Genomic DNA, 13,199 nt, shown 5'->3' on the forward strand with positions numbered 1-13,199 from the left:
TTTGTGCGCGTTCTGCGAGTGGTGCGAGCTTGACGGGCCTGTGCCGGTTCCGCGCCGGGCCCCTCCCACCTGGTCCGGCGGGAGGGGCCCGGCGGGCCGGCACCGGTCAGGGTTCGATGGTCACCTTGATGGCCTCGCCCCTGCTGACGATGTCGATGCCCTCAAGGACTTCCGTGAGCGGCAGCCGATGCGTGATCAGGTCGGCGACCGGCACCGAGCCGTCGGCGATCAGCCGCAGAGCCTGGGCGTTGTGCGCCGGGCTCGACCCGTTGGCGCCGACGATGGTCAGCTCCCGGTAGTGGACCAGGTTGGAGTCGCACCGGATGATCGGGTTGTCCTTGGGCAGGCCGCCGAAGAAGCTGATCCGCCCCTGGCGGGCGACCATCTGCAGCGCCTGCTCCTGGGCCGCGCCGGCGGCGGCGGCGGTGATGACGACGTCGGCCCCTCTGCCCTCGGTCAGTTTGAGCACCTGCTCGACGACGTCCTCACCGTGGACGACCGCGTCCGGGTGGACCAGCCTGGCGGCCATCTCCAGCCGCCCGGCGTTGATGTCGACGAGGAAGACGCGTGCCGCGCCCCGCGCCCGAGCCAGCCGCACGTGCAGGCAGCCGATCGGGCCGGAGCCCATGATCACCACGTCGTCGCCCTCGCCCACGCGGGCCAGCTCCTGGCCGTTGAGCACGCAGGCCAGCGGCTCGGCCACCGACGCCTCGGCGAAACCGATCTCGTCGGGAATGCGGTTGACGCCGTTGACCGCGAGGACCTTCGCCGGGATGATCATGTACTCGGCGAAACCACCGTCGTAGTGGTAGCCCATCGACTCCTGGTTCGGGCAGACGGTCATCCGGCCCCGGCGGCACTCCGGGCACGTACCGCAGGGGATCGCGGCGATCACCTGCACCCGGTCACCCGGGGCCCACTCGCCGGCGTCGACGGCCTCGACCACCTCGCCGGCGATCTCGTGCCCCATCACCCTGGGCGGGTGGATGTGGTGGTGGCCGTGCTTGAGGATCTTCGCGTCGGTGCCGCAGGTCGAGCAGTTGCGCACGCGTATCTTGATCTCGCCTGGTCCGGTGACGGGTTCCGGCGCCTCCTCGACGCGGATGTCGCCGGGGGCGTAGAAACGGGCGACCTTCACTGTGCTTCGTCCTCTTCGTTCGGTTGCAGCAGCCGGACCACCTCGGCGACTTCCGTCGCCTCGCGAAGGGCCCGGGCCTGGTCGGGATCCATCAGGATCTGGGCGAGTTCGGCGAGCAGCCGCACGTGGCCGTCACCCTTGGCGGCGATGCCGATGCACACTGTCACCTGCTCGCCGTCCCAGTCGACGCCCTCGGGGAAGCGCACGAAGCTGATGGCGTCGTACAGGACCGCGTCCTTGCCGGCCAGGGTGCCGTGCGGGATGGCGACCCCCTCGCCGACGTAGGTGGAGATCGACCGCTCCCGTTCGAGCATGGTGTCGATGTACTCGCTCTCCACCGCGCCGACGGCGAGCAGGGCCTCTCCGCACTGCAGGATCGCGTCGTCCCGGCCGGCGGCCGAGGCCGCCAGCCGGATGGCGCGTGGGTCCAGCGGCAACGGTGCCGTCTCAGGCATTGACGGTGCCGCCGCTCTTGATCGTGCTGACCAGCTTGGTCACCGCGGGGTCTCCGATGAAGACCTGGAACGGGATCAGCACCTTGTCCGGGGCTCCGGCCCGGGCCCGGCTCGCCAGTCCGGCGTGGCAGAGCACCACGTCGGCATCGGCGGGGATCGTGTTGACCGGGGTGTGCTCCACCGCGATGTTCTGCGGCTTCAGCTGCTTACGGAGCTGGCTGGCGAGCATGACGCTGCTGCCCATTCCCGCGTCGCAGGCGACGACGATCTTGTGGATGTCCTTGCTCTCGATGCTGGCCATCGATTAGGCCTCCTTGACGGTGGGTGCGGTCTGCGGCTCTTCGACGCTCTCCCCACTCTCCTCACTGTCGTCCTTGCCGCGCCCGAAGCCGAGGAGCGCCGCCGCGACGGCGAAGGAGACGAGCGTGGCGGCGGCGACGCCGGCGATGGTGCCGAACAGTCCACCCCTGGGGGTCACCGCGAGGAAGGCGAAGATGCTGCCGGGCGACGGCGTGGCCACCAGCCCGGCCCCGGTCATGAGGAAGACCAGGACGCCCGTGGCGCCACCGGCGATGACCGCGAGGATCAGCCGGGGCTTCATGAGCACGTAGGGGAAGTAGATCTCGTGGATGCCGCCGAAGAAGTGGATGATGATCGCGGCGGGGGTGCTGGGACGCAGCGCGCGGGGGCCGAAGAACATGAAGGCGAGCAGCAGGCCGAGGCCGGGGCCGGGGTTCGACTCCAGCATGAACAGGATCGACTTGCCGTCCTCGGCCGCCTGGGCGATGCCCAGCGGGCCCATCACGCCGTGGTTGATGGCGTTGTTGAGGAAGAGCACCTTGGCGGGCTCGATGACGATCGAGGCGATCGGCAGCAGGTTGTTGTTGATCAGCCAGGCGACCGCGTCACTCGCGACCGCGGTGATCGAGGCGACGACGGGGCCGATGGCCTTGAGTCCGACCAGGGCCATGGCGCCGCCGATGATGCCGGCGCTGAAGTTGTCCACCAGCATCTCGAAGCCGGCCTTGACGCGGTCGGCGATGAGTCCGTCGAACAGCTTCAGGAGGTACGCGGTGAGCGGACCGATGATCATCGCGCCGAGGAACATCGGGCTTTCCGCACCGGCGACGATGCCCATGGTGGCGACGGCGCCGACCACGGCGCCGCGCTGGCCGTGGACCATCCGACCGCCGGTGTAGCCGATCAGGACCGGCAGCAGCGTCGTGACGATCGGCCCGACCAGGGTGGCGAAGTCCTCGTTGGGCAGCCAGCCGGTGGGGATGAACAGGGCGGTGATCAGGCCCCAGGCGATGAACGCGCCGATGTTCGGCATGATCATCCCGGCGAGGTATCCGCCGAAACGCTGAATAACTGCTCGCGCCCCGGTTCCTGTGACAGTTGGGGTGTATTCACTCATGTGGTTCTGCTCCTTCCGGGGCGGTCGGCGGTTAGGCCGACCTGGGGGGTGGATCTGTGCCGCTGTCAGCCCTCGGGCCGCAGCGGCAGGGTGGGATCGGCTCCGGTGACGCTCACGTCGTCACGATGGATGTGGTGTGGGGATGGCATCCGGCTTCCCGGTAGCCCGACCGCGGCGGTCGCCCAGGCCAGCGCCTCCACCAGTGCGCGCTCGCCTCGCGCCCCGCCCGCGAGGAAGCCCGCGAGCATGGCGTCGCCGGCACCGACGGTGCTGCGTGGTTCGGCCACCGGGCACTGGCCGTGCCAGATCTGGTCGTCCTGCAGCAGGATCGCGCCGTCGGCGCCCAGACTGGCCAGGACGGTGCCCGCGCCTCGCGACCGCAGGTTCTCCGCGGCCTTGATGGCGTCGCCCAGGGACGAGATGACGATCCCCGTGGCCTCGGCCAGCTCCTCCCGGTTGGGTTTGACCAGGGCGGGAGCCTCGGCGAGCGCCGAGACGAACGCGGGTCCGCTGGTGTCGACCGCGACGTTGATGCCCGCGCCGCTGAACCGCTCGCACAGGCGGGCGTAGACGTCGGCGGGCACCTCGGGCGGGAGGCTGCCCGAGGCGACCACCCAGTCCGCGGAGCTGGCCGCGCCGAGCACCGCCTCGGCGATGGTGTCGAGTTCGGTCGGCGACAGGGCCGTCCCCGGTTCGTTGATCTTGGTGACCGTGCCGTCGGGCTCGGCCAGCGCGACATTGGACCGGGTGGCCCCGCCGACGGGGACGGTGATCATCTCGATGCCCTCGGCCGAGAGCAGGCTCACCAGTCGGCGGCCCTCGTCGCCGCCGAAGGGGACGACCGCGCACGAGCGGACCTGGTTGGCCAGCAGCGCGCGGGAGACGTTGACGCCCTTGCCGCCGGGGTCGAGGTGGGTGGCGGCGGCGCGGATGACGGCCCCGCGGGTCATCGACCCGACCTCGATCGTGCGGTCCAGGCTGGGGTTGAGGGTCAAAGTGACGATCATGCCGGGACCACCTTGGTCGTACGGTTCCGGCGGGTGCCGAGGGGGGCGGGGACGGTCACCTGCGAGGTCCTGGCGGTGAGCGAGGGGGAGGGGAGGATCACGCCCGGATCACCTCCGGGCCCGCTGCGGCCATCTCGGCCGCGACCCCGGAATCGAGCCCGGTGTCACTGATCACCACGTCGATCTCCTGGATCGAGGCGAAACGCGCCAGGTAGGTGTTGGGGAACTTGGTGTGGTCGGCGAGCAACACGCACCGCTGCGCCGCGTCGATCATCGCCCGCTTGATGGCGGCCTCGGCCGGGTCGGGTGTCGTCAGCCCCTTGGCCACCGAGCAGCCGTTGGCGGCCATGAACGCCACGTCCACGTGCAGGTCGGCGAGAGGGCGCAGTGCCCAGTCGTCGACGGTGGCCAGGGTCCGCCCGCGGACCCGGCCGCCCAGCATGATCACCGTCAGGTTGGGGCGGGTGGCCATCGCCGTCGCCAGCGGCGGTGAGTTCACGATCACGGTCAGCTCCCGATCGACCGGAAGTGCCTGCACCAGCCTGCCGGTGGTCGAACCGGCGTCGATGATGATCGCGCCGTCGTCGGGGAGCTCGGCGAGCGCCGCCTTCGCGATGCGTTCCTTCTCCGCGATCATCACCTCGTCGCGGGCGGCCAGCTCGGGCTCGAACCCCAGCCGCTCGACCAGGATCGCTCCGCCGTGCACGCGTCGCAGCATCCCGGAGCGCTCCAGCGCGGTCAGGTCGCGCCGGATGGTCTCCGTGGTGACGGCGAACTCCTCCGCCAGCGTCACCACGTCCACCCGTCCGACGGCCCGCGCCCGGCGCAGAATCTCCTGTTGCCGCTCCTCGGCGTACATGCTGTTGATTCACCACCGTTTCCGTGTTGTTTCAGCTTTATTTACACCCGAATGTGTTGGAACGTCAATGGGCTACCTCCCGGCTAACACAGCATGACCATAAAAAAACCCAGGTATTTACCGGTAAACCGAGGGGTCGGGCGGGGGTGGGGTCACGGTTTGGCCCATATTTGGGAACACGTTGGAATCACTGTGGCTCTTGGTGTGAAGTGAGGCCGATCCGGGCTTCTCGCCGACGGCGAGGTGAAGCGCGCCACTGGCTCTTCCGGCGCGAAAGACGCGTCTCAGGAGGGATCCGGGGAGTTTCGAGGAACTCCGGGGATCTTCGGCAAAGATCGAGAATGCCCCGGACTCCCCGGCGGGGGAGGTCCGGGGCCGTCGCGGGGGCTCGGCCGAGGGAAGTCCCTCAGCCGGTCGCGGGAAGTCCCTCAGCCGGGAAACGAGATGTGGGCGGGCGGCACGTGGGCGGCCAGCCAGACGCCGTTGGCGCTCACCCGGAACTCGTGACCCGCCCGGTGCATCTCTCCCGCGCGGACGACCAGCACGACCGGCCTGCCCCGGCGCGCGCCCACCCGGGTCGCGGTCTCCCGGTCGGGGGACAGGTGCACGGCGTGCCGATCCATCGGCCGCAGGCCCTCCTGCCGGATGGCGCCCACGTGCGCGCCCACCGTGCCGTGAAAGAGGATCTCGGGCGGTTCGACCGCGGGAAGGCCCAGGTCGACGTCGACCGTGTGGCCCTGGTTGGCGCGGATCCGGTCGCCCTCGATGCTGAAGCGCCGCTTGTCGTTGCCCGCGACCACCCGCGCGAGCTCCTCACGGGTGATCGCGAAACCGTGCCGCGCGGCGGCGGCCAGCAGGGCTTCGATGTCCACCCAGCCCTGCGGGCCGAGGGCGAGCCCGATGCGCTCTGGCTGGTGCCTGAGGTGCTGGGAGAGATATCTGGAGACTCGAACCAGCCGCTTGTCGTCCATGGATACGGGTCTCCGGGTGGGGTGGGCTCAGCCGTCGGCGGCCCAGCCGTGGGTGCGCTTGAGGACGGCGGCCACGCGGGCGAAGCGCGCGCCGTCGAGGATGGAGCCCTCACGCCGGATGTCGCCCTCGGCGAGACTGAAGATCCGATCCAGGCGCAGGTAGGAGACCCGGTTCTCCCGGTCCCACTGGCCGGGGCCGAGCTCCAGGTAGTCGTCGGGGTCGCCGCCGGCCCGGCTGGTCAGCATCAGTGCGAGCAGCTTGCGCCCGTGGCGGCCGACGACCAGCAGGGGCCGGTCCTTGCCCCGGTTCGGATCCTCCTCGTAGGGGACCCATGCCCAGACGATCTCGCCGGGGTCGGCGAGCCCGTCGAGGTCGGGGGAGTAGTGCAGGGTCGCGGTTCGGTCGACGCGGTGGACCTCGCTGACCGCGCCTCGGGCCGGTCGGGGGTCCTCGCCAAGATCACGCACGCGCACAGCTTAACGGCAGACTGCGGCCGCTTCCAAGGGGGCACCCGGAGCCGGTGGCGGGAAAGCGCGCCGCCCGCCGGCCGCGATGCCGGCGGGCGGCCGAGGTCCGGGTGGGCGGGTGCCCTCATCCTGGACCTGGTGCGAAGACGGCTCAGCCGCCGCTCTTGCGCCGGAAGGAGCGCTTGGCCGCAGCCGGGCCGTGAGCACCGTGGATCTTCGAGGAGTTCTTCCCCTTGCCCCCGGAGCCCGCGTCCGCCTGGGCGAGCTTCTTGCGCTCCAGTGCCTCGCGGAACTTGCGCTTCAGCTCGTCGTCGGAACTCTCGGAACCTTCGGGTTCCGGCGTGACGTCAGACATTACAGACCTCCTGATCTATCGGGCGGTCCAACCCCGACCAACAGGATCATCATCCTCTCATCCGGACCCCCTCGGCGTGCAGGCCCCTGGCTTCGGCTCTGAGAGGAAGGGCATGTGCCGCGAGCTCCGCCGGCGCACGGGTCAGTGCATTCCCAGAGCCATCATCAGCAGCAGGCCGGCGAGGTGGCCGACGACCACGAAGACGATCACGAAGACGAAGACGAACTTGGCCGGGCCGTGCTCGAAATGCCGGCCCTCCTTGAGGGTGGGACGCTTGGCCTGGCGCTCGGCGATCCGCTCCTCGATCGGCCTGCTGTGAAACATGGGGGTCCTTTGCTCACCGATGGTTGGGGCGATAATCGTTTGTGTACCAATTATTGTACTATGTCGCTTGGAGGCGCACGTGAGTGACATGGCCGATCCCCTGAGCCTGGACCGTCAGGTGTGCTTCGCCCTGGCGATCGCCTCGCGCAACGTCATCGGTCTCTACCGGCCCCTGCTGGAGCCGATGGGGCTCACCCATCCCCAGTATCTGGTCATGCTCGCCCTCTGGGAGCGGGCACCGCTCTCGGTCAAGGAGCTGAGCGAGCTACTGAGACTCGACCCCGGTACGCTGTCCCCGCTGCTGAAGCGTCTCGAGGCCGTCGGTTACATCCGGAGGCGGCGTGACAGCCAGGACCAGCGTGTCCTGGCCGTCTCGCTCACACCGGAGGGCAGCGGGCTACGGGGCGAGGCGGAGAAGGTTCCGCCGGCGATCGTCAAGCGTCTGGGGATGACCGTGGAGGAGCTCCAGGAGCTCCACCGGTCGCTGACACGGCTGATCGCCGCGGCGGACGGCGCGGCATCACCGACTCACGAAGAGTCACAGGACAGGGAGAGGAAAGGCTCATGGCCGGAAGTCACGGGGGAAGCCCCAAGTCGTGGTTCGCGGTGATCGTCATCCTGCTGGGGTTCACCGTGGGGGGCGTCGCCCTGTGCCTCGGCCCCAACTGGACGTTCTTCTGGGTGGGGGCCGGGATCGTCGCGGTGGGCGGTGTGATCGCCCTGATGGTCGACATCTTCTCCGACGTCATCATCGACGCGCCCCGCGTGCCGATGGACCAGAGCAACGGCTGATCAGGCCTCCTGCGGTGCCTCCCCGCCCGGCGGGATCTCAAGTGATCCGGTAGAGCAGCTCGGGTCGTCCGAGTCCGCCGTACTGGGGGACCCGGTGCGTGATCCCGTTCTCCGTCAGATGCTCCAGGTAGCGGCGGGCGGTCACCCGGGAGACGCCGATCGCCGCCCCGGCGGTCTGGGCCGACAGGCCGCCGGGCGCCTTGCGCAGCTCCGCCAGCACGGCGTCGAGCGTGGCCTGCGTCATCCCCTTGGGAAGGAGGCTCTGCGTCGGACCCCGCAGTGCCGCCAGCGCGCGGTCCACCTCGCCCTGACCGTTCGCCTCTCCCACGCCCTCCACCGACGACCGGAACTCCGCGTAGCGGACGAGCTTCTCGTTCAGCGAGGCGAAGGTGAACGGCTTGAGCAGATACTGGGCCACGCCGACGGAGACCGCCGACCTGACCACCGACAGGTCCCGCGCCGAGGTGACCGCGATGACGTCCGACATCACGCCCGCAGCCCGCAGCGCCCGGCACACCTCCAGTCCGTGCATGTCCGGCAGGTAGAGGTCGAGCAGGATGAGATCGACGGGATGTCGCCGCAGGAAGCGCAACGCGTCGCCACCGGACCTGACCACCGCCTCCACCCTGAAGCCGGGCACCCGCTCCACGAAGACCCGGTTCGCCTCGGCGGTGATCTCCTCGTCCTCGACGACCAGTACCGAGATCATGAGACGCCCTTCCCTCGCAGTGGCAGCCGCACGGTGAACACCGCGCCCGTCCCGCTCTCCGCCGTACTTCCGGCGTCCCGCTCGTCCTCGCCCGCGAGCGCGCGGACGGTTTCCACGGCCGGGTCCGGCTCGCCGGTCCCGCCGACCTCGATCGTCCCGCCCATGCGGCGGACCGCCTGACCGACCATGGCCAGGCCGAGGCCGCGGCCGTCGCCCTTGGTGGTCCAGCCCCGGCGGAAGGCATCCCGAGCCGTCGCCGGGTCGAGGCCCTGGCCGCTGTCCGCCACGCTGATCACGAAGGTCGTCTCGTCGGCGCGCAGCCGCACCTCCACCCGCGCGGGCCCGGTGCCCGACATGGCCGCGTCCGCCGCATTGTCTATCAGGTTGCCGACGATCGTCACCAGGTCGCGGGTGTCCAGGCCGAGGTCGTCGAGCTCGCTGTCCGGCGTGATCGCCAGCTCCACTCCCCGTTCCCCGGCCTCGGCGCTCTTGCCCAGCAACAGCGCGGCGAGTACGGGTTCGCGCACGGCGCCCACCACCCGGTCCGTGAGCTGCTGCGCGGCCTTGATCTCCTCGGTCGCGAACGCCACCGCCTGCTCGGCGCGGCCCAGCTCGACGAGGGTGATGACCGTGTGCAGCCGGTTCGCCGACTCGTGCGCGGCGGCCCGCAGGGAGTCGGCGAAGCCGCGCTCGGCATCGAGCTGCCCGGTCAGGGACTGCAGCTCCGTGTGGTCGCGAAGAGTGACCACGGTGCCGAGCGAGCGGTTGCCGGAGCGGACCACCGCGACGTTCACCACCAGCGTCCGCTCTCCGGTCATGTGGATCTCGTCGCTACGGTTCTCACCCGCCGAGAGGCGCTCGCTCAGCGAGAGGGGAAGGCCCAGCCGGCCGATGTGCCTGCCGCTCACCTCGCCCGTCAGGCCCAGGAGTTCCCTGGCGCCGTCGTTGCAGAGCGTCACCGTGCCCGCCTCGTCGACGAGCAGCAGTCCTTCCCGTACGGCGTGCAGGATCGCGTCGTGGTACTCGTACATCCGGCTCAGCTCGGCGGGGCCCATCCCGTGGGTCTGGCGACGCAGCCGGGCACCGACCAGGTAGGTGCCCGCTCCGCCGACGGACAGGCCGAGCAGACCGGTCAGCGCGGCGCCGGCGATCTGCCCGCGGAGCCTGACGCTGATCTTGCTGATGGTGATGCCCGCGCTGACCAGGGCTTTCACCTCGCCGCGGGCGTCGCGGACCGGGGCGACGGCACGGACCGAGGGACCGAGCGTGCCGGTGTAGGTCTCGGTGAACACCTGTCCCGCGAGGGCGGGCGCGGTGTGGCCGAGGAAGCGGTGGCCGATCCGGGCAGGGTCGGGATGCGTGTAGCGCACGCCGTCGAGACTCATGATCGTGACGAAGTCGACCCCCGTCTCCCGTCTCACCCGTTCCGCGTACGGCTGCAGGGCCGCGGAGTCGCCCAGGTGGGTGAGGACGGAGGGGGAGTCGGCCACGCTGATGGTCACCGCCCTGGCGGTGCCGACGGCCTCCTCGACGAGCAGGTCACGGACCTGCAGGAACGCCAGCAGAGCGCCACCGGCCACGGTGACGCCTACCACGACGATCTGGAGCACCAGCATCTGCCGGGCGAGGCTCCAGTCGCGCATGCGTCTGGGAAATTTCCGCAAGTTCACGAACGAAATGTACGCAAGGGTGACTTAGATCACAGGCCCGGACCATAGTCGCTCGACCGGACTTTCCTTCTAGCGCGGTGGAGCACGCATGAGCGCGGCCCGAGATAGAACACACTACCTGTACATAGCCGTCATCATCGCTGTGATCGCCGGCATCGCGATCGGCTTCGCGGCCCCCGACGTCGGCATCGCACTGAAGCCGCTCGGCGCCGCCTTCGTCGCCCTGATCAAGATGATGATCAGCCCGATCATCTTCTGCACCATCGTCCTCGGCGTCGGATCGGTCACCAAGGCCGCCAAGGTCGGCAGGGTCGGAGGCCTCGCGCTCGGCTACTTCGTCGCGATGTCGACCGTCGCGCTGGGCATCGGCCTGCTCGTGGGCAACCTGGTCGACCCCGGCCACGGCCTGCAGCTCACCGACGAACTGCGCAAGGCCGCCGAGGCGGAAGCGGTCAAGGGCGGTGAGACCGACACGACCACGTTCCTGCTCGGGATCATCCCCACCACGCTGGTGTCGGCGTTCACCGGGGGGCAGGTGCTGCAGACCCTCCTCGTCGCGCTGCTCGCCGGGTTCGCCCTGCAGGCGATGGGCGAGCGCGCCAAGCCCATCCTGAACGGCATCACGCACATCCAGCGGCTCGTCTTCCGTATCCTCGCCATGATCATGTGGGCCGCCCCGGTCGGCGCCTTCGGCGCGATAGCCGCGGTCGTCGGAGCCACCGGCATGGACGCGCTCAGGAGCCTCGGCGTCATCATGCTCGCCTTCTACCTGACCTGCGTGCTCTTCGTGTTCGTCATCCTCGGGCCGATGCTTTGGCTCGTGGCGCGCGTCGGGCTGTTCCCGCTGCTGCGCTATCTCGGCCGGGAGTTCCTGCTGATCCTGTCGACCTCGTCGTCGGAGTCGGCCCTGCCCCGCCTGATCGCCAAGATGGAGCACCTCGGCGTGAGCAAGCCCGTCGTCGGCATCACCGTGCCGACCGGGTACTCCTTCAACCTGGACGGCACCGCCATCTACCTCACCATGGCCACGCTGTTCGTCGCGAGCGCCACCGGTGCCCCGCTCGCCTTCGGTGAGCAGGTCTCCCTGCTGGTGTTCATGATCATCGCGTCGAAGGGCGCGGCCGGGGTCACCGGTGCGGGTCTGGCCACCCTCGCGGGCGGCCTGCAGTCCCACCGCCCCGACCTGGTCGACGGCGTCGGCCTCATCGTCGGCATCGACCGCTTCATGTCCGAGGCGCGGGCGCTGACCAACTTCGCGGGCAACGCGGTCGCCACCGTCCTGATCGGCACCTGGACGGGAGAGTTCGACCGGCAGCGCGCGGCCGAGGTCCTGGCGGGCAGGGTGCCGTTCGACGAGACGACCCTCCTCGACGACGACAACGAGGGTGAGGACGCCTCGCCGCCCTCGCCGTCCTCCGCGCGCCCGGACGACCAGGCCCTGACCCCGGCGTAGCCGGCGTAACGACGGGCGACCCTCCGAAGGGCGCACGGGCCGGTGGTGGACGCTCTGCTCGGGGGAGCGACCGCCACCGGCCCGTACGTGTGAGGACGCGCCTGTCGAAGTGATCGCCGTCGGCCGGTTCCCGCGGATCCGGCGGCGTTGACACCCTTGTCACGTCGTCCTAGTTTGAGCAGGCTCAGACGACTGATCACGAAATCGAAGGGGAGCGGTGGATGGCCGTCATCGATGCCCACCAGCACTTCTGGAATCTGGAGACGGGCTCCTACCCCTGGCTGACGCCGGAGGCGGGGCCGCTCTACCGCACCTTCGCCCCCGAGGAACTCGTCCCGCAGCTCGCCGCCGCCGGTGTGCAGCGGACCGTGCTGGTCCAGGCCGCCGACACCTACGCCGACACCGACGCGATGCTGGCGCAGGCGGACGCCCACGACTTCATCGCCGCCGTGGTGGGGTGGGTGCCGCTGAACCGGCCGGACGAGGCGGCGGAGGCGCTGGAGCGTTACGGCAGGCATCCGAGGTTCGCCGGGGTGAGGCACCTCATCCACGACGACCCCGACCCCGACTGGGTCGTCCAGGACACGGTGATCGAGAGTCTGGGCCTGCTCGCCGCGGCGGGGCTGCCGTTCGACGTGGTCGCCGTGCTGCCCAGGCACCTGGAGCACGTGCCGTTCCTCGCCGAGCGCGTCCCCGGGCTGCGGCTGGTCATCGACCACCTGTCCAAGCCGCCGATCAGGGAGAAGGGGTGGGAGCCGTGGGCGTCGCTGATCGCCCGCGCCGCCGAGCACCCCAACGTGTACGGCAAGGTGTCCGGTCTCAACACCGCCGCCGATCCGGAGACCTGGACCGCCGAGGACCTCCGCCCCTACGTCGACCACGCGCTTGAGGTGTTCGGCCCCGAGCGGCTGATGTTCGGCAGCGACTGGCCGGTGGCCGTCCTCGCGGGCGACTACGCCAAGGTCTGGCAGGAGACCGGCGTGCTGCTCTCGGGGCTCGACGAGGCCGGCAGGGAGGCGATCCTCGGCGGTACCGCGGCGCGCTTCTACGGCATCGAGGCCTGATCCGGTCTTCGCCGCTCACCTCGGAGCCGGTTGCCTCGCCGCGTTCCGGCAGGGGACGCGCTAGCGTGCGAGGGTGGACAAGATCTTCACCGTTGAGGAGGCGCGGGCGCTCATGCCCGTGCTGCTGGAGCGGGCCGCCGCGTTCGTGGCGATGCGGGGGGAGTTGGCGGAGCTCGCGCACGAGCTCCGCAGCACCGGGACGTCGCAGGCCGGTGGCCTGGCGGAGGCGAAGGCATTCGAGGCCAGGCTGGAGGAGATCCTCGGCTGGTTCGAGGAGCGGGGTATCGAGGTCAAGGGCGTCGCGCCCCTGCTGGTCGACTTCCCCTCGGTGCTCGACGGGGTGCGGGTGCGGCTGTGCTGGCTGGAAGGGGACCGCGAGCTGGCGTGGTACCACCGAGAAGAACTCGGCTTCGCCGGTCGCAGACCGTTACTGATTCCATAGTCGGATATCAGTAATCCGGGCGTTACCGCCCGGAAGGTCCGTCACGGTGTCACCGAAGCGCGGGCTGCGCTTCGG

At 70.0% G+C, this 13,199-nt stretch carries 17 protein-coding genes; 5 read left to right on the forward strand and 12 right to left on the reverse strand.

The features are described 5' to 3' along the window. Positions 1 to 106: 106 nt before the first annotated feature. The 10 genes from ACFY3D_RS26080 to ACFY3D_RS26125 form a co-directional block, all read right to left on the reverse strand. A complete protein-coding gene (locus ACFY3D_RS26080) occupies positions 107 to 1,138 on the reverse strand; it encodes a zinc-dependent dehydrogenase (RefSeq protein ID WP_389983645.1) in 1,032 nt (343 codons plus the stop codon). Next, positions 1,135 to 1,593 carry a PTS sugar transporter subunit IIA gene (locus tag ACFY3D_RS26085; protein ID WP_350948360.1) on the reverse strand — a complete coding sequence of 153 codons (459 nt, stop codon included), beginning with the start codon at positions 1,591 to 1,593 and terminating at the stop codon, positions 1,135 to 1,137. Before ACFY3D_RS26085 ends, ACFY3D_RS26080 begins: the two co-directional genes overlap by 4 nt. Then, complete coding sequence (locus tag ACFY3D_RS26090) at positions 1,586 to 1,894, reverse strand: PTS lactose transporter subunit IIB (RefSeq protein ID WP_350948361.1); 309 nt, start codon at positions 1,892 to 1,894, stop codon at positions 1,586 to 1,588. The genes ACFY3D_RS26085 and ACFY3D_RS26090 overlap by 8 nt, the downstream gene beginning before the upstream one ends. A 3-nt stretch (positions 1,895 to 1,897) precedes the next feature. Continuing rightward, the gene (locus ACFY3D_RS26095) at positions 1,898 to 3,010 is read right to left on the reverse strand and encodes a PTS mannitol transporter subunit IICB (RefSeq protein WP_362897203.1); all 1,113 of its coding nucleotides are present in this window, start codon (positions 3,008 to 3,010) and stop codon (positions 1,898 to 1,900) included. Between the two features lie 65 nt (positions 3,011 to 3,075). Continuing rightward, complete coding sequence (gene pfkB, locus ACFY3D_RS26100) at positions 3,076 to 4,017, reverse strand: 1-phosphofructokinase (protein WP_389983649.1); 942 nt, start codon at positions 4,015 to 4,017, stop codon at positions 3,076 to 3,078. Between the two features lie 97 nt (positions 4,018 to 4,114). Further along, positions 4,115 to 4,876, reverse strand: a complete 762-nt coding sequence (locus tag ACFY3D_RS26105) for a DeoR/GlpR family DNA-binding transcription regulator (protein WP_350948364.1) — start codon at positions 4,874 to 4,876, stop codon at positions 4,115 to 4,117. 428 nt (positions 4,877 to 5,304) lie between these two features. Further along, on the reverse strand, positions 5,305 to 5,847 hold the full coding sequence (locus tag ACFY3D_RS26110) for an RNA 2'-phosphotransferase (protein ID WP_389983652.1): 543 nt from the start codon (positions 5,845 to 5,847) through the stop codon (positions 5,305 to 5,307). A 27-nt stretch (positions 5,848 to 5,874) separates the two neighbouring features. After that, positions 5,875 to 6,315 carry a type II toxin-antitoxin system PemK/MazF family toxin gene (locus ACFY3D_RS26115; RefSeq protein WP_350948366.1) on the reverse strand — a complete coding sequence of 147 codons (441 nt, stop codon included), beginning with the start codon at positions 6,313 to 6,315 and terminating at the stop codon, positions 5,875 to 5,877. A gap of 151 nt (positions 6,316 to 6,466) precedes the next feature. Next, positions 6,467 to 6,670, reverse strand: a complete 204-nt coding sequence (locus ACFY3D_RS26120; protein WP_350967627.1) for a DUF5302 domain-containing protein — start codon at positions 6,668 to 6,670, stop codon at positions 6,467 to 6,469. 141 nt (positions 6,671 to 6,811) lie between these two features. Further along, a complete protein-coding gene (locus ACFY3D_RS26125; protein ID WP_350948368.1) occupies positions 6,812 to 6,994 on the reverse strand; it encodes a hypothetical protein in 183 nt (60 codons plus the stop codon). A gap of 88 nt (positions 6,995 to 7,082) precedes the next feature. Here ACFY3D_RS26125 and ACFY3D_RS26130 point away from each other — a divergent pair, with 88 nt between their 5' ends. Together ACFY3D_RS26130 and ACFY3D_RS26135 are read left to right on the forward strand one after the other, a co-directional pair. Continuing rightward, positions 7,083 to 7,604, forward strand: a complete 522-nt coding sequence (locus ACFY3D_RS26130) for a MarR family winged helix-turn-helix transcriptional regulator (protein WP_350948458.1) — start codon at positions 7,083 to 7,085, stop codon at positions 7,602 to 7,604. Then, the gene (locus ACFY3D_RS26135; RefSeq protein ID WP_350948369.1) at positions 7,559 to 7,786 is read left to right on the forward strand and encodes an HGxxPAAW family protein; all 228 of its coding nucleotides are present in this window, start codon (positions 7,559 to 7,561) and stop codon (positions 7,784 to 7,786) included. Before ACFY3D_RS26130 ends, ACFY3D_RS26135 begins: the two co-directional genes overlap by 46 nt. Before the next feature lie 37 nt (positions 7,787 to 7,823). Here the strand turns inward: ACFY3D_RS26135 and ACFY3D_RS26140 are convergent, their stop codons facing one another. Then, complete coding sequence (locus ACFY3D_RS26140) at positions 7,824 to 8,495, reverse strand: response regulator (RefSeq protein ID WP_350948370.1); 672 nt, start codon at positions 8,493 to 8,495, stop codon at positions 7,824 to 7,826. Further along, complete coding sequence (locus ACFY3D_RS26145) at positions 8,492 to 10,165, reverse strand: ATP-binding protein (RefSeq protein WP_389983657.1); 1,674 nt, start codon at positions 10,163 to 10,165, stop codon at positions 8,492 to 8,494. The genes ACFY3D_RS26140 and ACFY3D_RS26145 overlap by 4 nt, the downstream gene beginning before the upstream one ends. A gap of 88 nt (positions 10,166 to 10,253) precedes the next feature. Here ACFY3D_RS26145 and ACFY3D_RS26150 point away from each other — a divergent pair, with 88 nt between their 5' ends. The 3 genes from ACFY3D_RS26150 to ACFY3D_RS26160 all read left to right on the forward strand — a co-directional run bounded on the left by ACFY3D_RS26150 (position 10,254) and on the right by ACFY3D_RS26160 (position 13,124). Further along, positions 10,254 to 11,618: a cation:dicarboxylate symporter family transporter gene (locus tag ACFY3D_RS26150; RefSeq protein ID WP_389983660.1), complete on the forward strand. Its 1,365-nt coding sequence runs from the start codon at positions 10,254 to 10,256 to the stop codon at positions 11,616 to 11,618. 221 nt (positions 11,619 to 11,839) lie between these two features. Next, positions 11,840 to 12,682 carry an amidohydrolase family protein gene (locus ACFY3D_RS26155; RefSeq protein ID WP_389983663.1) on the forward strand — a complete coding sequence of 281 codons (843 nt, stop codon included), beginning with the start codon at positions 11,840 to 11,842 and terminating at the stop codon, positions 12,680 to 12,682. Between the two features lie 73 nt (positions 12,683 to 12,755). Further along, on the forward strand, positions 12,756 to 13,124 hold the full coding sequence (locus ACFY3D_RS26160) for a DUF2203 domain-containing protein (RefSeq protein ID WP_389983666.1): 369 nt from the start codon (positions 12,756 to 12,758) through the stop codon (positions 13,122 to 13,124). Positions 13,125 to 13,199: the final 75 nt, after the last annotated feature.

The organism is Streptosporangium sp. NPDC000509, from assembly GCF_042898365.1.
GTDB lineage: Bacteria > Actinomycetota > Actinomycetes > Streptosporangiales > Streptosporangiaceae > Streptosporangium.